Origin of the sequence: Pseudomonas sp. 7-41 (assembly GCF_021233075.1) — a bacterium.
GTDB lineage: Bacteria > Pseudomonadota > Gammaproteobacteria > Pseudomonadales > Pseudomonadaceae > Aquipseudomonas > Aquipseudomonas veronii.
Genome location: NZ_CP089552.1, coordinates 140,569 through 164,742, shown reverse-complemented (window position 1 = coordinate 164,742; position 24,174 = coordinate 140,569). Strand labels below are relative to the sequence as shown.

General features: G+C 54.6%; 27 protein-coding genes. 21 read left to right on the top strand and 6 right to left on the bottom strand.

The window, feature by feature from the left end; translation table 11 throughout:
- The first annotated feature begins 226 nt into the window (after window positions 1-226).
- From ltrA to traN, 6 genes are all read left to right on the top strand, one after another.
- The gene (ltrA, locus tag LQ249_RS31235; RefSeq protein ID WP_110996604.1) at window positions 227-1,648 is read left to right on the top strand and encodes a group II intron reverse transcriptase/maturase; all 1,422 of its coding nucleotides are present in this window, start codon (window positions 227-229) and stop codon (window positions 1,646-1,648) included.
- Window positions 1,649-2,079: 431 nt separating this feature from the next.
- Entirely contained in the window at window positions 2,080-2,214 is a 135-nt protein-coding gene (locus LQ249_RS31585; protein ID WP_256203872.1) for a hypothetical protein, read from the top strand.
- A gap of 269 nt (window positions 2,215-2,483) precedes the next feature.
- Window positions 2,484-2,690 carry a hypothetical protein gene (locus LQ249_RS31230; RefSeq protein WP_011077965.1) on the top strand — a complete coding sequence of 69 codons (207 nt, stop codon included), beginning with the start codon at window positions 2,484-2,486 and terminating at the stop codon, window positions 2,688-2,690.
- A 1-nt stretch (window position 2,691) separates the two neighbouring features.
- Window positions 2,692-2,823 (top strand): hypothetical protein, encoded by a 132-nt coding sequence (locus LQ249_RS31580; protein ID WP_011077966.1) that lies wholly within the window; start codon window positions 2,692-2,694, stop codon window positions 2,821-2,823.
- A 142-nt stretch (window positions 2,824-2,965) separates the two neighbouring features.
- Entirely contained in the window at window positions 2,966-3,163 is a 198-nt protein-coding gene (locus tag LQ249_RS31225) for a hypothetical protein (protein ID WP_011077967.1), read from the top strand.
- 141 nt (window positions 3,164-3,304) lie between these two features.
- Window positions 3,305-5,926 carry a conjugal transfer mating pair stabilization protein TraN gene (gene traN / locus LQ249_RS31220; protein WP_047882719.1) on the top strand — a complete coding sequence of 874 codons (2,622 nt, stop codon included), beginning with the start codon at window positions 3,305-3,307 and terminating at the stop codon, window positions 5,924-5,926.
- A 47-nt stretch (window positions 5,927-5,973) separates the two neighbouring features.
- Here the strand turns inward: traN and LQ249_RS31215 are convergent, their stop codons facing one another.
- The 5 genes from LQ249_RS31215 to LQ249_RS31195 form a co-directional block, all read right to left on the bottom strand.
- Window positions 5,974-6,810: a hypothetical protein gene (locus LQ249_RS31215; RefSeq protein ID WP_126588710.1), complete on the bottom strand. Its 837-nt coding sequence runs from the start codon at window positions 6,808-6,810 to the stop codon at window positions 5,974-5,976.
- A gap of 81 nt (window positions 6,811-6,891) precedes the next feature.
- Window positions 6,892-7,065, bottom strand: coding sequence for a carbon storage regulator CsrA (gene csrA, locus LQ249_RS31210; RefSeq protein WP_016502343.1), 174 nt, complete (start codon window positions 7,063-7,065; stop codon window positions 6,892-6,894).
- Between the two features lie 10 nt (window positions 7,066-7,075).
- The gene (locus LQ249_RS31205) at window positions 7,076-7,984 is read right to left on the bottom strand and encodes a KorB domain-containing protein (protein WP_232566649.1); all 909 of its coding nucleotides are present in this window, start codon (window positions 7,982-7,984) and stop codon (window positions 7,076-7,078) included.
- 409 nt (window positions 7,985-8,393) lie between these two features.
- A complete protein-coding gene (locus LQ249_RS31200; RefSeq protein WP_011077972.1) occupies window positions 8,394-9,242 on the bottom strand; it encodes a DsbA family protein in 849 nt (282 codons plus the stop codon).
- Window positions 9,243-9,248: 6 nt separating this feature from the next.
- Window positions 9,249-9,806, bottom strand: a complete 558-nt coding sequence (locus tag LQ249_RS31195) for a hypothetical protein (protein ID WP_011077973.1) — start codon at window positions 9,804-9,806, stop codon at window positions 9,249-9,251.
- Window positions 9,807-10,228: 422 nt separating this feature from the next.
- On the opposite strand from LQ249_RS31195, the gene LQ249_RS31190 reads away from it, so the two are divergent.
- The 5 genes from LQ249_RS31190 (at window position 10,229) to LQ249_RS31170 (ending at window position 13,106) form a co-directional block, all read left to right on the top strand.
- On the top strand, window positions 10,229-10,744 hold the full coding sequence (locus LQ249_RS31190; RefSeq protein ID WP_232566648.1) for a single-stranded DNA-binding protein: 516 nt from the start codon (window positions 10,229-10,231) through the stop codon (window positions 10,742-10,744).
- Between the two features lie 67 nt (window positions 10,745-10,811).
- Window positions 10,812-11,903: a RecT family recombinase gene (locus LQ249_RS31185; RefSeq protein ID WP_047882713.1), complete on the top strand. Its 1,092-nt coding sequence runs from the start codon at window positions 10,812-10,814 to the stop codon at window positions 11,901-11,903.
- 234 nt (window positions 11,904-12,137) lie between these two features.
- Window positions 12,138-12,347: a hypothetical protein gene (locus LQ249_RS31180; protein WP_017848002.1), complete on the top strand. Its 210-nt coding sequence runs from the start codon at window positions 12,138-12,140 to the stop codon at window positions 12,345-12,347.
- Window positions 12,348-12,442: 95 nt separating this feature from the next.
- Window positions 12,443-12,622 carry a hypothetical protein gene (locus LQ249_RS31175; protein WP_016502346.1) on the top strand — a complete coding sequence of 60 codons (180 nt, stop codon included), beginning with the start codon at window positions 12,443-12,445 and terminating at the stop codon, window positions 12,620-12,622.
- Entirely contained in the window at window positions 12,603-13,106 is a 504-nt protein-coding gene (locus LQ249_RS31170) for a hypothetical protein (protein WP_013100893.1), read from the top strand. Before LQ249_RS31175 ends, LQ249_RS31170 begins: the two co-directional genes overlap by 20 nt.
- A gap of 9 nt (window positions 13,107-13,115) precedes the next feature.
- On the opposite strand, the gene LQ249_RS31165 is transcribed toward LQ249_RS31170, so the two are convergent.
- Entirely contained in the window at window positions 13,116-13,307 is a 192-nt protein-coding gene (locus tag LQ249_RS31165; protein ID WP_232566647.1) for a hypothetical protein, read from the bottom strand.
- Between LQ249_RS31165 and LQ249_RS31160 the strand changes: the two genes are divergently transcribed.
- The 10 genes from LQ249_RS31160 (at window position 13,291) to LQ249_RS31115 (ending at window position 24,172) form a co-directional block, all read left to right on the top strand.
- A complete protein-coding gene (locus LQ249_RS31160) occupies window positions 13,291-14,334 on the top strand; it encodes a YqaJ viral recombinase family protein (RefSeq protein ID WP_232566646.1) in 1,044 nt (347 codons plus the stop codon). The two genes, LQ249_RS31165 and LQ249_RS31160, sit on opposite strands and share 17 nt — an antisense overlap.
- Window positions 14,285-16,990: a MobH family relaxase gene (gene mobH, locus LQ249_RS31155; RefSeq protein ID WP_232566645.1), complete on the top strand. Its 2,706-nt coding sequence runs from the start codon at window positions 14,285-14,287 to the stop codon at window positions 16,988-16,990. The genes LQ249_RS31160 and mobH overlap by 50 nt, the downstream gene beginning before the upstream one ends.
- Complete coding sequence (gene traD / locus LQ249_RS31150) at window positions 16,983-18,812, top strand: conjugative transfer system coupling protein TraD (RefSeq protein ID WP_232566644.1); 1,830 nt, start codon at window positions 16,983-16,985, stop codon at window positions 18,810-18,812. Before mobH ends, traD begins: the two co-directional genes overlap by 8 nt.
- Before the next feature lie 14 nt (window positions 18,813-18,826).
- Window positions 18,827-19,183 (top strand): hypothetical protein, encoded by a 357-nt coding sequence (locus tag LQ249_RS31145; RefSeq protein WP_011077982.1) that lies wholly within the window; start codon window positions 18,827-18,829, stop codon window positions 19,181-19,183.
- Window positions 19,176-19,823 carry a DUF4400 domain-containing protein gene (locus LQ249_RS31140; protein WP_016502349.1) on the top strand — a complete coding sequence of 216 codons (648 nt, stop codon included), beginning with the start codon at window positions 19,176-19,178 and terminating at the stop codon, window positions 19,821-19,823. Before LQ249_RS31145 ends, LQ249_RS31140 begins: the two co-directional genes overlap by 8 nt.
- Window positions 19,824-19,910: 87 nt before the next feature.
- Window positions 19,911-20,696, top strand: coding sequence for a DsbA family protein (locus tag LQ249_RS31135; RefSeq protein WP_232566643.1), 786 nt, complete (start codon window positions 19,911-19,913; stop codon window positions 20,694-20,696).
- Window positions 20,693-20,980, top strand: a complete 288-nt coding sequence (gene traL / locus LQ249_RS31130) for a type IV conjugative transfer system protein TraL (protein WP_011077985.1) — start codon at window positions 20,693-20,695, stop codon at window positions 20,978-20,980. The genes LQ249_RS31135 and traL overlap by 4 nt, the downstream gene beginning before the upstream one ends.
- Window positions 20,980-21,618 (top strand): TraE/TraK family type IV conjugative transfer system protein, encoded by a 639-nt coding sequence (locus tag LQ249_RS31125; RefSeq protein WP_011077986.1) that lies wholly within the window; start codon window positions 20,980-20,982, stop codon window positions 21,616-21,618. Before traL ends, LQ249_RS31125 begins: the two co-directional genes overlap by 1 nt.
- Before the next feature lie 184 nt (window positions 21,619-21,802).
- Window positions 21,803-22,843 carry a type-F conjugative transfer system secretin TraK gene (locus tag LQ249_RS31120; protein WP_232566642.1) on the top strand — a complete coding sequence of 347 codons (1,041 nt, stop codon included), beginning with the start codon at window positions 21,803-21,805 and terminating at the stop codon, window positions 22,841-22,843.
- Between the two features lie 12 nt (window positions 22,844-22,855).
- Window positions 22,856-24,172: a TraB/VirB10 family protein gene (locus LQ249_RS31115; protein ID WP_232566641.1), complete on the top strand. Its 1,317-nt coding sequence runs from the start codon at window positions 22,856-22,858 to the stop codon at window positions 24,170-24,172.
- Window positions 24,173-24,174: the final 2 nt, after the last annotated feature.

The window sequence follows — 24,174 nt, the reverse complement described above, 5'->3', positions numbered from 1 at the left end:
CACAGCGGGGTGAGGCGGCCCAAATCGTCAAAGCCCAGTACTTGCACGGGACGCTGTGACGTAAATCCGACAGGCATAAGCAGGAAGGTCACGCGAATTACCCTGGGAGATCTGCACGTTTGCCACTGTGCTACCGAGCGTCGAGAGGCGACGGGACGAGCGTGCAGAAGTCAGCCGAGGCCGTAGTAAGTGGCGGTTAACCGCGCCACCAAGGGCCGAACAGGTTATGCCGCCAGTAGGCGTCACTGTCTCGTTGGTAGCCGTAATGCAGAAATTTCCCATAACGGAAACTGTCACCCCGAGTCCCGGCCAGAAGCCGAGGATGATGCCTGATAGTGCAAAGGTGCCGGCGGCGTCAGCGACGTGGACGAACGCGGAGCCGGACACGCTGATGGAGCGGGTGCTTGCACCGGCCAACCTCAGGCGTGCGTATCAACGCGTGGTTAGCAACAAGGGGGCTCCGGGTGCCGATGGCATGACGGTCGCTGACTTGGCGGGCTACGTGAAACAGTATTGGCCAACCCTCAAGGCCAGGTTGCTGGCCGGTGAATACCATCCCCAAGCAGTGCGAGCGGTTGAAATTCCCAAGCCGCAGGGCGGCACACGGCAACTGGGAATCCCCACCGTCGTGGATCGCCTGATCCAGCAAGCATTACAGCAACAACTCACGCTACTCTTCGATCCGCTGTTTTCGGACTACAGCTACGGTTTTCGTCCGGGCAAAAGCGCTCACCAAGCCGTTGAACTGGCCCGCTCCCATGTGGCGGCGGGGCATCGCTGGTGCGTGGAGCTTGATCTGGAAAAGTTCTTTGATCGGGTCAACCACGACATCCTGATGGCCTGCTTGCAGCGTCGCGTCGAAGACAAGCGAGTGCTTAGGCTCATCCGCCGCTACCTTGAAGCTGGGGCCATGTCGGGCGGTATCGTCAGCCAACGGCAAGAGGGGACACCGCAAGGCGGCCCACTCTCGCCGTTGCTGTCGAATATCCTTCTGGATGAGCTCGACCGCGAATTGGAACGGCGGGGTCATCGCTTCGTGCGCTACGCCGATGATGCGAACATTTATGTGCGCAGTCCTCGGGCGGGCGAGCGGGTGTTGGCCAGTATCGAGCGCTTCCTGTGCCATCGTTTGAAACTGACGGTGAACCGGAAGAAGAGCCAAGTAGCAGGGGCTTGGAAGTGTGACTACTTGGGTTACGGGATGAGCAGGCACCAGCAACCAAGGCTGCGTGTGGCAACGATGAGCCTGGGGCGCTTACGCGACCGACTCAGAATATTGCTACGCAGTGTAAGGGCCCGCAAAGTGGCGACTGTCATTGAGCGAATCAACCCTGTCCTGCGAGGCTGGGCTGGCTACTTCAAGCTCAGCCAGAGCAAACGCCCACTTGAGAAATTGGATGGTTGGGTCAGGCATAAACTTCGCTGCGTCATCTGGCGTCAATGGAAACGGCCCTCAACGAGGGCGCGCAACCTGATGCGCCTGGGCCTGAGCGAAGAACGTGCCTGTAAATCGGCCTTTAATGGCCGAGGCCCGTGGTGGAACTCGGGAGCATCTCATGTGAATCAGGCGCTACCGAAGAGGCTATGGGATAGGTTCGGACTGGTCTCGATACTGGATACGATAAACCGGCTTAGCCGTATAACCTGAACCGCCGTGTACGGAACCGTACGCACGGTGGTGTGAGAGGACGGCGGCTGTGAAGCCGCCTCCTACTCGATTTCAGCGTCTTGTTAAAGGGCATCGGTTTGGTATCATCGCAGCCATAGAGTGGGCTTCAGGTCGAGCTCTCAAGAATCCTTCCAGCACAGAGACCTCTGTGCTTAGAACTTAGCGCCATGCATGAGCATGTCCGCCAAGGCCTGAAACGTGTATGCGTTCAGGCAGTGTTCTCATCATGCATGTGATGAGTCACAAAAAAGCAGAGCCACGCTTTCAAACCGGCTTAAAAATAGCACTCAAATTATCGGCATCCAGGCAACTGGATATTGATTTTTCTGCGTGCCTAAAAACCCGCAGCGGGGAGATTACTTCCCGCCAGGGTGGTTCTCCGTCTGCATCCTTTGCTAACGGAGAACACCATGAAAACTCTTATCGTCCTTACCGCTCTTGTTGTTGGTGGCATTCAACTTGGCTTAAAGGCATTCGATTCCGGCGTTGCAACTGCTCAGCAGTCTCACACCGCAGAAATGATCAAGGCGCGTCACTCGCTTTGATTCAATAAGGCTCTTGGCAAATTACTTTCGGTTCTCCGGGAGTCTTTGCTCCATAAGAGGTCTTTCCGATGTTTCATGTAAACGCAATTGACGCTGTTCGCAGCGCATCATCGTTGGCTGAAAAATCGAAATGTGCCTATGCGATTTATTCGCAGGCAAATGGCTTTATTGTTGTTCTACTGACTCAGCCGAACGGCTCGGAGTTGGAAATAATTAAACCCTGACGGGGAATCCCGTTGGGACTCCTCGTCTTTTTGAGGAGTAAAACTATGTACAAAAAAATACTATTCGACTGGATTAAGGCTTCACTTATGGGCGTTGGCTGTAGCTTGTTGGCAGCCGCTTTCGTTTCCATCGTTACACCAGGGACGCATCCGCTTGTCGTATCGTTCTGTCTGGTGCTTGGCGTGGTAATGATGATCGCCGATTTGGTGGTATCCTTGATTACAGCGATGAGCAATCCGAAAGGAGAATGAAATGGACTCGATGCAGATGCTTGTTTACGCAATCGTAGGTGTGGTCAGCGTTTTGGCCCTAACCGGCGTGATCGGTTATGTGGTTGCTGACCGTCTCGACAAGAAGCACGGCACCAACATCAAGGCCCACTGAGCCATCCCTTAGGGGTTTGCCCAGTGAACGGATTCAAGCCTAGCTTCGGCTAGGCCGCTGCGTGGTCACCCTCCGTGGGTGATCCACCAGAGCCCTTCCGTGTGAAGGGCTCTGGGGATCACCCACACCAGGAGAGTTGAACATGACCGCAGCAAACGCACTATTCTGCCAAGAACTCAAAGAACTGATGGTCGAGTCTGGTCGGGTGTTCAAAGTCCCCGAGCAGATCGCCAGAACTGTTTCATCCTCAGATCCGGATACCCGGTTCGTCAAATCATGGGCGGTGATTCATCGCTTGATCCCGAGTGATGGTCAGGTCTTAGTAGTGCCTCAGGCATGATCAAAAACATAGCGAGCCCCGGCCGGTGACACCACCAGCCGGGGCTTTGCTTTTTCAGGCGGTTTTATTGCCTGAAACCGCGCCATCGTGTTTCCCCCTTGCCATAGCATCGAAGCATCCCTCTTTCTGGACATGCGATCGATGCGACAACCACTCAAAACCACGCTCATACGCCTGGTCAACGCGACCGTCATAGGCCTATATCTCAATAGCATGACCTTCACTGCTTGGGCTGACGCAGTGACCGCAGGATCGGCGGCGGGCCAATCGGTAGGCCAACAGGCACTTCAGGTTTTTGACGGTGGGAATGCCTCGGTCACGCTCCAAGATCTTTTCCCTGACGCTGGCGATACGGTCTCGCTGGAGAAGGTCTATGGCGACGATGTGAAGACGATTGATCTTGGGTTGCGGGCCAATACCCGTCTGAAATCGGAATCGTCCTCTGAGGGGGAGGCATATAGAACGCTTATCGACAGCGGCAATCGCATGTCTGTAGATCTGTCCAAAGACCCTATGCTCAACCAGGCTGATAAAGTTCGCTCGCCCGACTTCATGGACGGGTTTAAGCAAAACTTCGCAGATTGCAAATCGACCGATGTATTTGAGAACGTGACGAAAAACGCCCACGTTGCTAACTACAAAACATGTGAGCGTGTAGTGGATCAGGGCGGGAACGTTGAGTTCTTGCATGATTACAAGGTAGGTGTAATCGAATATGTTTCCGGGCAGCCAAACTTCCAGTCATGCGGTCGCGGCTGCTTGTATATCTGGGTCGGCACGGTCGGGGACAACTATTGGGGTGGTAACTGCGCGATCTATGAGGAGTACACCCGATTCCGCGTGATAGCTAAGGACGCCATCATCTCAGCCACAATTGACAGAGCTGTTTTCGATGACTATTTCCAAATTCTGTTCAATGATCAGATGCTTTGGACACATACACCAGGCGTTTTCCCACCTGAAACATCTGGCTCCTGCGAGCGTGGAACAAGCTGGAACGTAGCTCCGAACAAGGTGATCACTGACAAATTCGGCAGTGATGATGACGTGATTACGTTCAAAACTCGCACCTCGGTCACCGGCGGTGGTGAGGGTTACGCCCGTATCAAGATCATTTATGACCCGGCAAAGGCGTTTGTCGATAAAGGTTGGGGGCCGGAAGAGCGCCTGCCTATGTTCGACATGATCGAGGATGGGTTCTGCACCAACGCGCAGATGTCGTGCACGTCTATGCCGGCAGTGGATGCCAATGGCTGTACTGAAACCAATGGCGTTCAGATCTGCCGCTCGGACATGCCACCATCCCCGCATCCGAACATCGATCCGCTTTGCAAAAAGGCCAAGGTAAGCGCCGAGTGCTCTTACTACAAGGGCAATATGGATTGCTACACGGACGCCAAAGGTGTGCAACGGTGCCCCTCAAATGATGGCGGTAACCTGAATACCTGCACCCAGTACGAGCAGAATCCAAGCTGCGGTTTTATCTCTCAAGGCTGTATTGATGGCGCAAAAGGCGAGACAGGCGCTTGTTATGCCTTCGAGGAGGTCTGGGACTGCGGTTATGACACCAGCTACGAAACAATCGTGAACACTGGTGCCCAAATCGAATGCCCTGGTGGGGCGCGGTGCATGGGCAGTGAGTGTTTCGACTCGTCGAACACTAAAAGCGGCGATTTTGCCTATGCGGTGGCCATGCTTCAGGTTGCTCAGTTTGCTGAGCACGACCTGGACTGCGGTGGTGATGGTACCGATATCAATGAGGCCAATGACTGCAAAGTGTTCAAGGGCGAGGCAATGGAGTGCAAAAAAGCACTCGGCGGTTACGTCGATTGTTGTGAAGCGCCAGAAAGCGTATCCATCTTCGACTATGTGAACCTGACGATGAACACGCTCAAGATGACCAGTTCGCTGGAAGCGCTGAACAGAACGGGTAGCCTGTTCGCGCCCGGATACTGGGCTGCGGGAAGTAACGCTGTGATGGCAGCTGGTACCTCGGTCGTGAAGGGGCAATGGGGGTCTATCGTGGATGCTGCTACAGGCGCATTCGAGAAGACGCTCAGCGGCACCCTTGAGCAGACAGCCTTGAGTAAGCTGCAAACCTGGCTCATGCAACAGGCATATGACGCCATGGTGGATATGGGAGCGACCGCGGCAGCAGATGCTGTGTTTGCAACTGGGGCCGATGGCGCAGTAACTGGTCTTGGGGCAAACGCTGCGATGGTGGTGAACATTATCGGCTGGGTGTATATGGTCTATGTGATCGTAGATCTGCTGATCAATATCATTTGGGAATGCGAGGAGAAAGAGTTCGAGCTAGGGGCGAAAAAGGAAACCCGACAATGCCATTTTGTTGGGAGCTACTGCGCTTCCGAAGTGCTTGGGTCTTGCGTTGAAAAGCGCGAGGCGTATTGCTGCTTTGGCTCAGTTGTTGCGAGGATCATTCAGGAGTCGGCTCGTGAACAGCTAGGGTTGGGATGGGGAGAGGTGAAAACCCCGACCTGCGAGGGGATCACACCCGATCAGTTGGGCAAAATGGATTGGTCGCGTGTGGATCTGTCCGAGTGGATTGGCATGTTGAATCTCGCAGGCAGACTGCCAACTGCTTCGACTGTTTCTCTTGAAGATGTAACGGGAAGCGGTAGTGGCTTGGGACAGTTTTCTGAGGGAACCAAACGCCTAAATACCCTGGATCGCAACCTGGAGCGATTGGAGGGTTTCGACGTCGACGCGGTGAAGAAACAGTATGAGCTTGATATGAAGTGATCAAGCAGTAAAAAAGCCCCGCAATGCGGGGCTTTTTTATTGCTGACTTATTTGCCGACGAAGTACTTGGCCTCGCCTCGATTGAAAATTGCTGCGGGAATTGAGTTCTTCCGCAGCTTCTGGCCAGGATGGTAGATGTAGACCCAATCCGGTAGATAGCGCGATGCGAGTAGCATGGCTTCAGATGGCGTCATGCCATTTTTTGAGGCATCAAGGACGAATTGATTGTCCCGAATGAAGATAGGCCCGTATGCAGCGGCTGACTTCACGAAGTCAGGTGCAGGGGCGGCGTTGTCGGTGAATGGGATAGGACGTTCAGCGTAGCTATCAGCCAACGATGCGTAAGCACGGGAATGGCCATCCGGGTATTTACCAACATGCATTGGTAGCTTCGACATCCCTTTTTCAAAGACCTTCTTGCGGGCTTCTTCTACCTTCTTGAGTGCAAGTGCAGATGCCTCTTCAGGGGAGGAGGCCTCATCAGCCGGCACCCAGGCCACAACCTGAGTTGCGTGCGCAGGGTCACTCGACCCGCCAAGCATCATAAGGCCGAGGCTTACGCTTGCAGCAGCTCCACCACTAAAGCCGCTTGGCGGTGCCGCGAGACTGACGCCGGCAATCGCAGCATCAGCGCCTGCTGTCCCGCTGGTGCGGCCTGGTGCTGAATTGGCGAAGGTCTCAGCCATTTCACGCGGCACGTCGCGCTGGCCAGAAATCTTCATGGCAGTCAAAACGTGCATCGCATCGGACCATTTTTCTTTCGGTACATTCTGCGGATCAGGTAGCTGCACGGAGGGAGCCTTCGGCGAGGAAGAGCACCCGACCAGGAGGGCAATAGCTGCGGCGAGAAGCCCGGTGCGGATCGTGATACTGCTGTTCTTCATGGTGAAACTCCTTTTTTCGATAGCCATAGGTTACCGTCTTCGGCGGTGATCCCAAGCGAAGTCGAACAACTGACTATGTGATCAGGGTGTTTTTTCGTTCTGGATGCGCTGGTAGATCTCTTCGCGGTAGATCTTCACCTCTTTCGGCGCTTCAAACGCCAATCTGACCGTACCGTTTGCAGCCTTTGTGACGATCACCTGTATGTCGGTGCCTAGCCGAATCGACTCCCCTACCTTGCGCTCAATGTGCAGCATTACCGCCTCCTCAGGCTTCAGCCGTGTTCTGGCTGGCCTCATACTTCTCCAGGATCTTCAGCAGCGACTCCGCCGCCTTCGAGTCAAGCCGCAACTCATGCTGCGCATCGCCACCGGACTTGAGTTGATCACGCAGGCTTCCTGTAAGGCCGCTCAGTGCGCTGAACGCACTCATGGCCTCCTTAGGTGTCACTTTGAACTTGCCCAGCGCTTTGTTGGCGTCTGAGCCCGTTGCGCGGGTACGGCCGGAGGCCTTAGCCCCCTCGATCATCCCCAGCAGCTTTGGATACGGGTCTTGCCCAGTTCCTCGCAGTTCCACCAGAACATCGATGACGGGAGACGCTTTAATTACCCCCTCGCGAACGAGCTGTTTGACGTTCTCCTCTGCGTTGGCGAGAAGCATCAGTCGCTCAACATGAGTGATGCTCCTGTTCATGCGATCGGCGATCTGGGCTGGACTCCAGTTTTGCCCGGCCAGGCGCTTGTAGTCTTCTCCTCGCTCCAGCGGCAGCAACTCTTTGCCTTCGCTGGTCTTGATCATCATCACAACAGCGTCGGACTGATTTCCTTTGAACTCGTTGACCATCAGTCCTGGAAGATTTGCACCGCGCCCATCTGCGATGCGCGCGCCAGTAAGGCGATGGTGACCTTCTCGGATCACGAGGCGAGGGTTGCCGTCGATGATCTTCAGTTCTGCGACGACTGGAGGCACATACAGGCCCTGCTCATAAGACTTGGCGAAGCCTTCCGCATGGTCAGGATCGATGGGCCTCAGATTGAAGCCTTCTTCAATAGCAAACCAGTCAAGCGGTGCAATGTAGATGTTGTTGCGAATCATCTGTTCGTCGCGTGGAACACCAGTTTTCTTCAGGTGTTCGTCCAACTGGCGAAACGATGCAATGCGTGGTAGATCGGTCATGGCGTATCTCCCTGATACGTTCGTTGAGGTCGTGCCCAGTACATCACCGCTCTGGAATATCCCAAGCACAAGAAAAACCCCGCCGGGGCGGGGTTGGAGTCATCGACTCATGGGTGGTAAATCCGGTAAACGACCAAGCCTCTCCTCAAATACGAGCCGACTATGACCACAATCCCAGAGAGAGAACATAAGTCCTGTACTCGTGTCCGCGGCGATAAAATCCTCTCCGTTTGGAATGAGGCTGTATCCGTTGGCTGAGATGAGATCGAAAACCTCATCCCAGGTACTGGCCCTGCGTAGTGCATGGAAAAGAACTGCCCGACCTTCAAGCTGCTGAGTCATAGCGACACGAGTGCTAGAAAGCGCATGACTGCCCCCGAAATCTAGCTGGTCGGCCCATTCACCCAGCCTATTGAGCACCGATCTCATTGGCCGCGCCCTCAGCAGGGGTATCCAGCTTGTCTTGGTTGGGAGCCTCGTCGCGCATTTTGACCAGCTGCTGCATGGTCTGGAGTAGCACCTGTGTGCTTTGCGCACCTTTCACCAGCAGTTTGTTGCCTGTGAGGTTGTCGACTACGACCGTTGCTGGCGTGCCGGTGACGCCCATGTTCGTGCCTTTCTTCACCTGGCCTTCGATCAAGGCTTGGTATTTGCCGCTTTCCATGCACTGACGATAGGCATCAAGGGGAGCGCCAACCTCCTGCGCAAGACGCTCTACGTCCTCGACACCTTGGCCATTGAGTTGAGTGCGAGCGAACCATTCGCCAGTAAATGCCCAGAAGGCTTTGTTGCCGGCGACCTCTCCCACGCACTCAGATGCGTGAGCTGCCACTTCGGCCACAGGGTTGTGGAAGGCCAGGGGGTAATGCTGCCATTCCCAGTTAATACGTCCTTCGGACTTGTCAGCCATCTGCTTGGGCGTGTCATGGAAGCGCTTGCAATACGGGCATTCCAGGTCACTGAACTCGACCAGGGTAAATTGCGCATCCATGCTGCCGTAGATGTGCCGACCTTCAATGCTGGTGTCAGCTGCGCCGCTCCAATTCGAGAGGATTTTCGCTTTCGCGGCGTTGATCTTCTCGATCTCGCGATCCTTGAGGGTTTTGTCGACGGCCCCTGGCAGCTGTTCAACGAGGGCTTTCTTCACCGCCATTTCGGTGTAGCTCTGTCCCATGTAGACAGAGACACCGACAGCAACGGCAGAGGTCACGATTGATACGCCAATGGCTGTAGCGAGAGTGGGATTGAATTTAGGCATGACTGATCACTTATAGGAGGGCGGAAGAGATGGTTTCAGGTGAAGAGGGACATCCTTCGGGGTGCCTTCGACGAGAATGACCCACTCCTCGTAGCTCAACCGTTGAGCCCCTTTGCAGAGCTTGTTCCGGACGGCAATGTAGTCATCGACCGAACCGGCCGCGTTGGCCAAGGTGACGATGCGCTCGCTTGCGGCGGGTTGGCCAAGAGCAAAGGCCTGCGCCACATTTGCAGAGTCAGCACAGTTGGCCTGGAACATGGATGAGGGGACTGCAACGCTATCGTTCGTTGTAAGGCGTGCTTGCAGCTCTGGGTGAAGCTTCCCGGCCGGGGTTTCGAGAACATCGAGGCTGCCAAGAACGGGTTGATAGGTGGGTTTTCGCAATGCTGCACCGCCTCGGCCCGTATGCCCCCAGCTGGTGTGGTATTCGCGCATATCGGGCTCGTAGCTTGCGACCTCGAATGGCGTGCCTGGGGCAGGGGGTTCTGGCTTGTTGGCACAACCCGCTGTGAGCGCCAAGCCAATGGCCAGGCCTAGCGGCAATAGAGATTTAAGGTGGTGCATGGTTGATCCTCTGAGGCTGGTAAGGATCATTTTCCTCCGTACAGAAAAGGGGATGTCCCGTTTTCAGGACGAAAAAGCGACTGAAAAAATGCGGACAAAAAACCCGCTTGCCATTGGATTCTGCTTGTTGCAGACTTCCTATCACGTCGAGTAGCTCGGCGTTATAAATCCGGATTGCATGCCTTGCAGTCCATCTACAGGCCCAGCGCCTCATGGTTGAATCTCAACCATCATGAATTCCCAGATTAAGTCAGCCCACATGTGTGGACTGATTTAGTCATGCGCCTCGTCGCATGGTCGGCTTGTTGGCCGTCTCAAAAGTACAACCAAAAACCCATGAAAAACCAAACCCCAACGGGGCTGCTATTGCCCCCGTATTGGGGTAATGCCGCCCCGTAGTTCTATCTAAATGGAGAAATACTATGGCTCGCGGCGTAAATAAAGTGATCTTGGTTGGCACCTGTGGTCAAGATCCAGAAACTCGCTACTTACCTAACGGTAATGCAGTAACCAATCTCAGCCTTGCAACAAGTGAACAGTGGACTGACAAGCAGACGGGACAGAAAGTCGAAAGGACCGAATGGCACCGTGTTTCATTGTTTGGGAAAGTCGCTGAAATCGCTGGTGAGTATCTGCGGAAAGGATCGCAGGTATACATCGAAGGTAAGCTTCAAACACGAGAGTGGGAAAAAGACGGTATCAAACGGTACACCACCGAAATTATCGTCGACATGCAGGGCAGAATGCAGCTCCTGGGTGGAAGGCCAGAGCGCGACAACTCTCAAGGGCAATCCCGTGAGCAGCGTCCGCAACAGCAACAACAACGTCCTAGTCAGTCACCACGCGATCCTGCTCCACAGCATGATCAGCACTTTGACAGCTTCGACGACGACATCCCTTTTGCCCCAATTAGCCGTTTGCTTCTAAACATCATCTAATCAGGCAGAAGTCAGTCAAGAATTAACGCACCTTCGGGTGCGTTTTCTTTTTAGAAAGGAAAATGAAATGAGCGATAACTTCCAAAACGCAGTTGCAATTATTGCGAAGCAAGAAGAAAAGTTCATCAAGCTAGTGGAGTCGTCGAAGACTGACGTGATGTTCAAAAATGAGTTGCTGTTTGCATCGCAGGCCATGATGAACAACGACTATCTGTGCAAGTGCGCTACGACTAACCCTCTAAGCCTTAGAAATGCCTTTAGCCAGGTTGCGGCTTACGGATTGACTCTTAATCAATCCCGACAACTCGCCTACTTGGTGCCCCGAGACGGGCAGGTGGTTTTGGACGTGTCCTGGAGGGGCATGGTCAAGGTCGCTGTAAACGACGGTGCGATCCGTGATTGCATCGTTGAATTGGTCTACTCGAAAGACAAGTTCGAGTACAGAGGGAAGCGACAGAGCCCGACCCATACGTTCAACCCTTTCGACAAGAAGGCTGATCGTGGGGAGTTTGTAGGTTGCTACGTCGAAGCTCTTCTGCCTGATGGCCGCGTTCACGTTGAGGCGGTGACCGCGGATGAAATCAATGCTGCTCGAGATGCTTCGGAGCTGTGGAAACGTAAGAAGAAAGGCCCCTGGGTCGACTTCGAAGACTCCATGCGCAAGAAGTCGGCTATCAAGATTGCAAGGAAATACTGGCCTCAGACCGGCTCAAAGCTGGACGGAGTGATTCAGTACCTCAATACAGACGCTGGGGAAGGGTTCTCTTCCAACGATGTGCCAGTTGAAGTTGTTGAGCGATACATGGGCGCTGCTGATGTCGTGGAACCTGAACCGCTGCCTACCTCTAACCAGGTTGATCAGCAACCGGCATCTGATGCTCAGCCCGAACAGGCGGCTAATCCAAAAGTTGCAGATCCTGCCCCGGCAGATGACGTGATTGAAGGTGAAGTTGTCCGTGACGGAAGCCAAGTTCCGCCCCCTGCTGATCTGCCTAAGAAGACGATCAACAAGGTTGCGGAAGTCGTTCGGCGCGCCCGTGCTGCCAATTGTTGGGAACCTGCTTTCGAGTACGTTTCAACGTGGCCTGTAGTTGCTCGGGATTACGCTGTAACTCAGTTGAAATCTGCGCAGTACGTTGCTCAGTCGCAAGGCGAGTGACGCCAAAAAACGCTTTGGGGGGCCTTTTTGCATAGGGCGCTTCGAACTGACCACAACCCTACGGGGCTTCCCCGTAAGGGGGGCTCCGTCAGTTAAAAAGGAACCAATCAGATGGCTGACTTGATCGTCTTCATTCTGACCCTGCTGCTGCCGTAAGGCATCTGCAAACAAACTCCCTGACGGGGCATATACCGCCAGGTGATTGCCCTTGTCGCTCTCTGAAAGGAAAACGATATGGCAACTCATACCCAAGATGCAGAAAGCCTAGATCCCCCTGTTGAACAACAGAGGGATCTACTGGCCTCCGCAATCGGAGACGCTTTGGTGAAGGCCGGAATGATCGGCCCAAACACGCCCCTCACAGGGCCTCAGCTTCTTTATTTCCTCGATCAGCTGGTTGATCACTACAACGAGCTGTGCCGCTCGGTCGACGTTGTTTACTGAGACTTAGCCGCAATACACATCACCCTGAGGGGGCATCGCCCCCACAGGGAAGGTGCCTCTTTTTCAGGGCTAAAAATCTGAGAAGGAGATACACCATGCGGACTTACATCCTATCGATGACCATCCTGCATACACAGCAGAAGGTTACCTTCCGTTGTGAAGCAACCACCTTCGGCGACGCGATCGACAAAGCAGAGAAGGCCCATCCGGGTTTTTTTGCCGTTCTGACCCACTCCCTTCCAGGAGAGCAGAACAATGCGACCGTCAACCGTTGAGGGGCTGAAGGACTCCCTTGCTAGCTGGGGGGAGATGAAAGAAGAGGGTGGGGCGTTCGCGGAATACGCTGACGAAATGATCGAGCAATTTCAGGTGAAGCTCATTCTCCTGGAGTACCTGCTTTGTCAGTTCACTATCCACGGACTTGGCTTGACGCTGAAGCATCGGAGCCGGGATGCCTGGGGTGTTCTTATCCCAGACGCATCTCAGCAAGGGCGCTTTCGGTGGCAGGCGTTTCAACGTGATGGCTTCACCGGCCATTGCACGCATGACACGCCGGAGCTGTGCATTGGCGACATGCTTGACGATGGATACGCACTTCTAGATATGGGGGCGCTTGATCGATTGTCGGGTACTGCTGAATGGCAGCGCGGCATGGAGATCGTCGCAGTGATTCAGGCTTGCAATGCAGGTCAGTTGAGCTTCGAGGATGCCATGCGCAAGCGAGAAGAAATTTACTCCCGCTACGCGAAGGTTGCGTAAGCGTGAGCATCACTGGAACACCAGAGAAAGAATATCCCCCAGGGGGCGAACGCCCTCTGGGGTTTCGCCTTTTCGGGGGTGCCACTTGGGTTTTCGAACCAGGGTGGTGAACTTGAGAAAAGGAGAAATCAGATGAAGACCTTTGAATCCAGCTGCTTGCTGGAGTTCTATGAGGGTGTCAGCAATGAAGATCGTTGACATCGCACAGCGGACTCCCGAGTGGCATGCGTGGCGAAGGGAAGGCATGAGTGCAACCAGTTGCGCGGTCGTCATGGGTGAGAACCCTGATAAAACGCCACTGGAACTCTGGAAAGAACTGGTCGGAATTGTCGAGCCAGCTGACTTGTCGGTAATCCCGCAGGTTAGGAGGGGAGTCAAATTCGAACCGCTAGCGCTACAAGCCTTTGAGGATAAGTACGGCAAGATGGCTTTGCCGTTCTGTGCAGAGTCGACCGCATACCCTTTTATTCGGGCATCGTTCGATGGGGTTCTGGATGACAAGTCTCCGGTAGAGATCAAGAATCTCTCCGAAACCAACCATCTGGAGGTGCTGCAACTCAGGGAGCATAGCAAGGCATTTAAGCTGTACCGCTGGCAAGTGATGCATCAGATGATCGTCAGTGGAGCACGGCGCGGTTACCTGTGGTTTTGGTCGCCGAAGCATGAACCCTGCTGTTTGATCGTTGACTGGGATGACCTTCTGGTGAGACGAATCATTCAGGCAGAAGAAATCTTCTGGGGGCTGGTGATGCGCGGTGTGCCGCCTGAGGCCGATCCAAAGCGGGACGTTATTCCGCTGGATAGGCTGGACCTGGCTGCATGGCGTCCGCTAGCAAATGCCAGGAGGGCGAAGGAGAGCAAGATTGCTGAGCTGAAGGCCCAGTTGAAAGTGCTCACCAAGGAAGCAAAAGACCTTGAGGCCGAGATCCTGCCGTTGCTGGGGGAGTTCCGCCGGGCCGATGCTCTGGGTGTGAAAGTCACGAGCTACGAAGTGGCTGGCACTGTGGATTGGAAAGGTATTGCGCAGGAGCTGGAGGCGGTTATTCCGCCCGATGTGATCGCGAGACACCAGACCGGTTCGTCAATGGCTACGCGGGTCTCTGTGGATGCCTCCTACGATGAAAGTAAGGCCAAACCTGAGCCGTTGCCCCGCATACGGCAAAAGGTGGACACAATAAATGAGACGGTCGAAGAGCCGTCACAGTTTTTCGGAACCTTCTGGTTCTAACCCCTCAGCCCGGCACTTGCCGGGCTTTTTTTCGACCATAAAACTGCCTGAAAACGAAACTCAAGGCGGTATCCCTCACGCATCATTCTCAGCACATAACATGGCCGAGAAGCGTATGCCTCCATTTTCATTCCTGAAACGCCTGTGGCCTCGAAGCGAGCGTGCCCTTACGGACAGCTTCGCGCATCCGGCCGAGCAGATGATTACTCCTGAGATCAAGCGGTACCTGGAGAACCATAACTGGCGAAATCTTCGGTACCCACCCTACCAAGAGGGTTATCCAGGGCTGGTTAGCGGGCAGTGGTTCATGCGCAATTATCAGCACGAACTGTTCGATCGGATTATTCATTCAGTCGGGATGCCTGCCAGTGACCTCAAGCTCTACGTTGAGCCGATCCTGGTGAATTTCGCCGAATTGGCGCACATGCTGCCGGCGTCGGAGAACCACCATCACTCCGGCCCAGGCGGATTGCTCCGACATAGCCTTGAGGTCGCCTCGCTCACCCTGGATGGGTGCCTTACTACAGCCTTTGATACAAACGAGACCCCGGCACGGCGAAGCATGCGCTTGCGTCGGTGGTACGTCGCGGGCATCGCGTCGGGGCTGCTACACGACGCCGGGAAGCCTCTCACAGATATTCGTGCCACCGATTTTGAAGGCAACAACCAGTGGATCTACGCGCAGGAAACGCTTCATGACTGGTCTGTGCGCAACAAGCTGACCCGCTATTTCCTGCATTGGAATTCCAATAGGCATGGTAATCACGTTCAGGTCTCTGTGGCGCAAGCAACACGGATCATTCCGCCAGCCGTACAGGCATGGTTGATTGAAGGTGGCCACGACATCTACGAAGCGCTCCTCGATGCAATTTCCGGGAGCGGAAGCTCGCCTCTGACCGAGTTGGTCAAGTGGGCCGACTCTGCATCCACCAAGCGTGACCTCAATCGAGGCTCGAATAATGGCGGCGGCAATGCAACAGGTGTTCCGGTACCGCGGTTGGTGTCGGATGCAATGCTGCGGTTGCTGAGTGACGGAACCTGGAAGATCAACACGCCTGGCGGCCGCGTATGGGTTGCAACTGATGGCATCTACATCGTTTGGAACCAGGGTGCCGAGGAGATTGTGAGCATGCTGGTCGGTGATGGGGTTGTGGCCATCCCGCGATCACCTGACACGCTAATTGGTTCCTTGGTAGAGCACGGGATAGCAGAGAGAGCCCCAAACGGCGACCTGTACTGGCTGGTTACGCCCCACCTTCTCCGCAAGAACGGCAAAGGCCCGGCGCTGCGCTGCATGAAGCTTGTGAATCCGGACATCCTTTTTCCAACCACACCGATTCCGCCGCCAGTTTCCATCGGCCTTGGGAAGGAGGGAAAGCAGAAGGATGTCATTGCTCCTAACGATACGGCTGGCGCAGCAGCGAACGCGCTGAGTGAGCATCAGGAAGACCTGTTTGGGGCCGATCTAACTGGAGACTCGAGCGGGGATACTGACGCTGATTCGGGTCCTACACCTCCTAAAGAATCCACATCGTCGAAGACAGCAAGAAAGAAAAAAACGGCTCCAAGGCAAGCAGCTCCGGTACCAACAACCGCCTCTTCAGGGGTTAGCCTCAAACAAGCGCAGAACCCCGTCGAAGACGCCCCTGTTAATGTGGATTCAGAGCCGGCGGCTGACGAAACGGCGGTAATTGCTTCCTCCCAAACAGAGGAAGCTTTGGATGCTGAGGAGGAGGAAGAAGCACCTCAGGAGCCACCTGCCAGCCTTGAGGAAATGCTGCTTTTCTTGAGTCCTCACTCGCCGGCGGCTGATTCCCATCAAGAAGAAACACTCCCGGCAGCTGAGGCTGAAATTAGCTCCGATCCCTCTGATGCTGATCCGCAGGCTGGATCAGGGCAAGGTGCGCAGGAGCTTTTGCCTCGTCAGGAAAAGATTTCCCTCAACTCCATCATGGGGCAAGGCAAACGCACGCCTAAAACTACGCCTCCGGCGGAATCGAAGAAGCAGAAAGACGGAGAGGTCGGACGCGTGGCGGAGGAGGTGCCATGCGCTTCCAGCATCTTGCCAGCCGATGTCGTCTCGAAGCTTACAGCGCACGAATGCTACCTGTTGGAACAACAACCTGATCTTGCCCAAAAGCTCATCACCGCGACTCAAGACCCCGAGAACGCGGCATTAGCAAGAAACAAGGTATTCGTTCGACTGGGAAAATCTTCCTTCCTTGCTGAGGACATCCACCCGCTCGTCCATGCGGGCTGGTTGTGGCAGGACATTACGGTCGAAGGTCCGGCCCTGACCCGAACCCTACAGTCCCGTGAAGGCTTCATGCTCACTGCCGACTACAGCGTCATCTACTGCAAGTTAGCGGAGCTGGACTGGGCTATTCCTCACCTGTCGCGGCTTCGTGAAGCCGACATCCCAAGCCTCGAGCAGGCTGTGAAGTCGCTGATCGAGAAGGCCGTACTTGAGGAGATAGGCGGCTCACCTGTGCTCAGCCTCACAACCTACATGCTCACGAATGTCGCTGAGCAGTTCGGCATCACATCAACATCCCTAGAGAACGCAGTGTTCTGCTTCCGCGATGCCGTCAAGGTCGCCAAGCGCAGAAAAATCTTCGTTCGCCCCCTTTACGAGGAGCTTCCGAAAAATGAGTGAATGGGATTACACCAGTTACTGGCGGAAAAACTACGAGGCGCGGGAAGCAGCTGCGTGGGGTTCGTCAATGCTCGCCGGCACCGCCGTCCAACTGATGACGCAGATGCCGGTAACCCCATATCTGATAACGCTTGGAGTGCAGGCTGGATTCGCGTTAGCTGCTATCCCACGGGCATTACGCGTTTACCAAGCAAAAGCTTGCCTGCTCGGAAAAGAGTTGTCGTTCATCACCTTGGAGGAGGTGATGGAGCTGGTAAAGCGTCATCCTCACGAGTTCTATTTCGGCGAGGCCTTTTCTTGGAGGCAAATGCACGGGCAATACGCTTTTGAGCTTCAGGCAATGGATGTAGAGGCCATTCTAGGAAAGAGAGGTAGGCGCCAGGCAGATGTGAAGGGCACGCGGTGGATACATGGTATTGGTATGGCAGAAGAGGAGCCATGCTTTCGGCCACACGATCAACGTTCTATTCATCATTTAATAACTGGTACTACCGGTGCCGGAAAAAGTCGATGGTTTGATATCGCTATTGCTCAGTGCGTTGCCCGCGGAGAGGCGGTTATCGTAATTGATCCAAAAGGGGATAAAGGTCTTGCAGCTACATGTAAGCGCGCCTGTGCTGCGGTCGGTAAACCGAGCTTGTTCAAATATTTCCATCCGGCGCATCCAGACAAATCTGTTCGCTTATCTCTGACAAAAAACTTTGGCCGAGCTACTGAAATTGCGTCAAGGGTTGCGGTGTTGATGCAAAGCAAGGCAGGTGATCCTTTCCAAGCCTTTGCCCAAATGTCGTTGAACAGCGTTATACAGGCCATGCTGATATGCAACATTCTTCCAACACTCGTAGGAATCAGGCGGACACTCGAAGGTGACGTTCCTGGTCTAACAATAAAAGTTGTGATGGCCTATGGAGCGAAAGTTTTCGGGGAAGCTGAATTTGCACGCATGGCGGACTCAGCAGTTTTGTCCGCAAAAGTGAAAGATATTGAGCAGAAAGCAAAAGTATTACGCCGCGTTTACTACAACGACATTGCGAAGGTCAAAGCGAATACCGACCTTGAAGGTTTGCTGACAATGCTCGAACACGAGCGGGCACACTTCAGCAAAATGATCGCCGGTCTATTACCTATTCTTACAATGCTCACATCGGGGGAGATGGGGCCATTGCTATCTCCGCACACCGACGACGAAGATCCTCGACTAATAAGCGATCTCAACTCGGTAATCAACGCTGACCAGGTTCTTTACCTCGGTCTCGACTCACTTTCTGACCCAATGGTTGGTTCGACTATCGGTTCGCTCGCTCTAGCAGACTTGGCCTCTACAGCTGGTGAGATCTACAACCATAGGTTGCCGAAACCAGTAAACATATTTGTTGACGAGGCTGCTGAAGTTATCAACGACCAGCTCATTCAACTGCTCAACAAGGGGCGTGGCGCGGGAATCAACCTTTACATTGCAACGCAGACAATTGCCGATTTCGTAGCCCGTATGGGCGACGAGGCTAAGGCAATGCAGGTACTTGGTAACTGCAACAACATCATTTGTTTCCGCGTCTTGGACTCCGATACCCAAGAGTTTGTATCGAAAAAAATGACACCGACGCGGTTCAAATACGTGATGCGAACTCAGGGTAACTCAGCAGGTGAGGGTGGAGTGTTGCAGGGAGGTAATGTCGGCGAGCGTCTTATGCAGGAGGAGGGTGAGCGCTTCCCTGCCGCTCTTCTCGGAGAACTACCCGACTTGGAATTCCTTGCGATATTCGCCGGCGGCGATATCCGTAAGGGGCGACTCCCTATTCTCACCAGCCCGACTGCCAACTGATTCCGGAGTAAGAAATGACTGTCTCGATTCCACTAGAAATTCAGCGGCTCACTGGCCTGGATGAGGCCTCAACAACTCGGCTGCGCACCTTTGACCTGGAATGGCGTTGTGGCACGCAATTCATCTTCAAGATGCTTGAGGCGGGTCATAAACCCGAGGTGATTGGCGCAGCCCTGATCGACGTGCTGGTGGCTTACCAGCGTATGTGTCGCGAGGGCATCAGCGACTTCATCCGGCTTCGCGTAGTGCTTGGCCACATCCTCCAGATCCTCACGAGCTACGGCAACGCCCCTGCACCGGATGATGTTGTCCTGTGGTGCGAAACAACCAATGTCCCGCAACCTATCCGGGAGTACCTGATCAATGGCTGAGATGCTTGAAGAGAAGTGGCCAAAAGGCGTTATGGCCTCTATAGCGTTCTTCTTCGTCCTGATCCTGATGCTGGCAACCGTCGCGCCGAACAAGCTTGTGGATACGGTGATGCTGAAGGAGCGGAAGTGGGGCATTGAGCTGCTTGGCGATTCGGACATGGAGAAGGTGCTGGAGAAAACCAACCGCTACTACTCGGCACTTGTCATCGACTCCGGGGCAAAAAAGGTTGTCTCCGACATGCTGATGCCTCGAGGGGGCACCGTGGATGCCTTCGAAAAGAACGTGGATTGGTGGTTTCGGTACCTCGAGTCCCGAGGTGAGGCCGTCCAGAAAATCATCTACCAGATGGTTTACCGGATAGTTCTAACGCTTTACTGGTTACCACTGCTGATCGCGGTTCTGGTGCCGGCTATTTACGCCGGATGGATGCGCTGGAATGCCAAGCGGCATGGATTCGACTACTCATCACCGTTCCTGAATAACAACGCCGCGATCGTCCTGTCATGGGGCGGAATGCTCATCGTACTCAGCGTGTTGATGCCTCTCCCTTTACCGCCGCTCGTTATCTCAACCTTCATCGTCATCATGCTGCCTGTCGTGCTGTCCGTGCTGATCAGCAACCTGCCAAAGCGCATTTGAATTCTGACCATAAAACCGCCTGAAAACGGAACTTTCAGGCGGTGTTTGTCCGCAGAATGCCCCTAACACCACGACAGGCTGATCCTTATGGCACCGAAAACGACACCATCGAAAACGATCCCTTTTGCTATTGCTATCACAGCCCTTGCCACCGCTCTGGTAGTTGGCTCGTACTACCACTTCGCCACGATGAGCCAGCTACAAGGCCAGGTCAAAAGCCTTGAGGGTGAATTGTCTGTTGCGAAAGCACAGGCAGTTGACCCCGCCGCGATCCAAGAGATCGTCGATAACCTCAAACAGCTTCCAGAAGATGTTATCCCCGCAGCTCCGGACAACTGGATCTATGGCTCCTCATCTGCTCGGTACACGCTTATCGAGATGACGGACACGGAATGCCCTTACTGCCGCGATCACTTTCCCCTGTTGAAAGCACTCATCGAGTCGTCGGCTGGGCAAATCAATGCCGCGATCCTCCATGTCCCCGCGCTTGGTGAGGCCTCTCGGCGACAAGCCCTAGCTATCGAGTGTGCTGGTGAGCAAGGTGGCTCAGATGCTGCCTGGAAGTACACCCAGACGGTATTCGATAAAACAGGTGGCAACGGCAAGGGGGTTTCAGAATCGCTCGTGTCCCTTGCGACCGAGCTCGGCCTGGATGGGAAGCGTTTTGCAGCCTGCACGGATTCAAAGCAGGCCATCGAGCGAGTAACTGGCGACCTCGATCAAGCAATAAAGCTGGGCATCCAACAGACCCCTTCGACCCTGCTCCTGGACAATCAGACAGGTATGTCGATGGTTCTTCAAGGTGCCAACGCTAGTCATGAAGGCATCCTCAAAGCGATTGCCAGCATCAGCAAAGCAGGGGGTGCCAAGTGAGTGAGCCAATCAAAATCCCGGCATACATCGACCAGCCGCCTCACGTTATGTTTTGGCGTTTGGATGAGGTGATGCCGATCGGAATCGGCTTGGTTGCCGGCGTTCTTCTGGCACAGCTGATTCTCTGCACGGTGGTAGGTCTGTTGCTCGCTCGCTTCTATCGCCGCTTCTGCGACAACCGCCCTGACGGCTTTCTGCTTCACGCCATTTACTGGCACTGGGGAGCTATCGGCCGGAAGAGAGTGCGATCCATGCCCAATTCCTACGAGAGAGAGTTCGTCTGATGCTTTTAAAGTCGCTTAGCAATTCGTTTGATGGCATGCGCGGAGAAAATCAGTTTCTGCGCATTGCCGTTGCTGGCCTTGTCTTGAGCAATCTGCTGGTGTCCTGCTCTGCTCTCAACAAGGATGAAGTGGTCACCGTGATACCACCCACTCTGACTGAGACGGCCTGGGTCAGCAAAACGCAAAGTTCCGGTGAATACGCCGACGCATGGGCTCTGTACATCGCGATGATGCTGGGCAACGTCACCCCGCATAATGCCTCTGTAGTGAAGGATGCCCTAGGTCCTATCCTCGATAAGGCGATCTATCAAGACACGATGAAGGTTCTCGATACCCAGATTCATCAGATCCGCCAGGATCGTGTGACCCTGAGCTTCGAGCCGCAGAAGGTGCTCCGCGATAACCTCAACGAGAACAAGTTCTACGTTACCGGCCGCTCCGTTAGCGAAGGGCCGGCTGGCGATAAAAAGCGTAGCAACCGAACCTATGAGTTTGAGCTTGTGATCAAAGACTACAAGCCAGTACTGAGTTGGCTCAGCACGAACTCTGGCGATGCTCGAACTCAGGATGTGGTTGATCGCGAGAACAGCAAGGCCGAGAAACAAGCAGAGCGCGAGAAAAGAAAAAAAAATCAGTAGCGCCAAGTTGAGGCACAAGAAGCCCATGCCGATGTTCCTGGCATGGGCTTTTTTGTGGGTATCGCCGGTCAACGCATATACGGAATAGCCCTCTGTTTTCAGACGCAAAAGTTGCTTGAAAACGCAACTCAAGCGGATGAATGCCCCCCAGAATTGACGACAACTCAGAGCAGAGGTCGTCTCGATGTCACTTCCAGTTTCCCTCCATTTTTTCAAGCCAGCTGCGCTGGTACTGGCTATGGCGGCTGCACTGCCAGCTATTGCCCAGGACCAGATTCAGATACCAGGCATGAACATGCCAGTTGCTGCCAGCGTGCAGCCTCATGTGGTTGCCAAGCCTGTCGCTACTCCAGAGAGCGTCCCGGAACGACAGGAGGAGCCTCAGACGGAAAAGAAGCAACGTCTGGTCGCCGTAACTCCGGGCTCTGCTGAAAACCCCAGCGTGCCGGCCAGCGTTATGAAGAAGCCTGTGCCAGCGCAGCCTATCGAGTCCCGCCAAGACGTGGTTGTTTCGAGCGGCACCAATACCCTGATTCCGATCAGCCGTGGCCAAATGAACCGTATCGTCACGCCGTTCGATGTACCTAAAGTCCAGACAGTGAGCACGGCCGACATTTCGGTAAGCGGTAACGTTCTTTACGTCACAACTTTCGAAGATAAGCCGGTGACTATGTACGTCACGCCGGACGACGATGAGACTGTAGCAATCTCCCTGACCTTATTGCCGCAGGGCGTTCCCCCCATCCAAGCAAACCTGATTCTGGCGAAAAATGTGCAAGGCCTTGCGAGCGGCTTGCCAGTCACTTCGTCTACGAACTACAGCGGCCAGGCCCGGAAGTGGGAACGCTCTCAGCCGTACATGGACACGCTTCGCTCCCTGATGCGCGAAATGGCGCTGGGCAAGCTACCACGTGGATACAGCTTCGGTGCTCTTACGAACGGCAACAAGATCCCTGCATGCGCGCAACCAAGCCTCAGCTTCGATTTCAGCAATTCGCAGCTGATCGAAGGGCATGACTTCAAAGTTTTCGTGGCCACGGCGGAGAACGTGTCGGCCAGGACTGTCGAGTTCGATCACGCCTCTTGCACTCACCCTCATCGAGCGGCTGTAAGCGCATGGCCAGATGAGGTGCTTGAGCCTGGCCAGAAAACAGAGGTGTTTGTAGTCACTCGGGTTCCGACCGAAGTGCCGCAAAGCTCCACCCGCCCAAGCCTGTTGCAGTAAGGGGAACCATCCGTGAAAGCGATTCAGCAATTCTTCGAAAAACTCACGCCGAGGGGCAAGCTCATGCTTGCCATCGGTGGGACGGTTCTGATCGTCGGTACTGTCGTTGGCGTGGCCATGAACGCAGCAACTCCCGAGCGTAAGTCACGCGCAGCGGCAAAGCCACAGGTTGAGGCCATCCTCACCGACGAAGATCCTCGTGCGCTGGGCATGGACTCCATTGCGAGCCAACTTCGACAGCTCCAGGCGCAGCAAAACCGCCTTGAGCGGACGATGGGGCAGAAAGAAAAAGACGTTCAACTCAAAAACACGCAAGACAAAGTGAGCGGCCTGGAGCAAGAACTCCAGCTGGTTCAGAAAGAGTTGGCGCGGGTTGGACGCGAAAAGAAAGGCACCGGTGAGGGTGGGGATAACTCATCAGATAGCTCTGCCGCCAACCAGGCACGATCCCCTATCCCGCCTCGCGAATCGGTATTCGTCAACAAGGCAACGAGCTCGCCGGCAGAGCTGACAGACGTTTACTCGAACTTGCCTCCAGAGCAACCGGAAGACCCAAAGTCGCGATCCAGCGAGAAAACGGAAGCGCCGAAGATCCGGGTGATCAAGGCGAAGGAAGATGAGGGAAAGAGCGATAAGCCAGAGGAGCTTTCTGTGACGCTGCCCGCGGGTTCGATTTTGTCGGGTGTCTTGGTCACAGGCATGGATGCGCCTACAGGAAAGCAGGCACAGCGTGACCCCTTTCCAAGCCTCATCCGTATCAAGAGTGAAGCAATTCTCCCCAACCGCTTCAGAGCGGATTTCCGTGAGTGTTTCATGATTGCTGGCGGTTGGGGCGATCTCAGTTCTGAACGGGCCTATATGCGTGCCGAACGTTTGTCGTGCGTTCGCAATGACGGCTCGGTACTTGAATCAAGCGTTGAGGCGTATGCCACAGGTGAAGACGGTAAAGCTGGCTTGCGCGGCCGGCTGGTAAGCAAACAAGGGCAGATCATCGCTCGAAGCTTGGGAGCGGGTTTCCTCCAAGGTATAGCTGGAGCTTTTAACGTCCAAAAGGTACCGACAATCAATGTGACGCGAGCTAGTGATGACGGCAAGACAGTAGCTCCAGTTTACGAGCAGGCATTCGATAGCAACGCGCTTCAGTCAGCCGGGTTCAGCGGTGCGGGCTCAGCCCTTGAGCGCATAGCTGACTTCTATTTGGAGATGGCGGAAAGCATCTTCCCTGTTATTGAAATCGACGCAATGCGTGAAGTCGACTTCATCGTTAATAAAGGCATGACCGTAAAGTTCAATGCAACCACTCTTAAAGTCAATGACGTTAATCAGTAAGG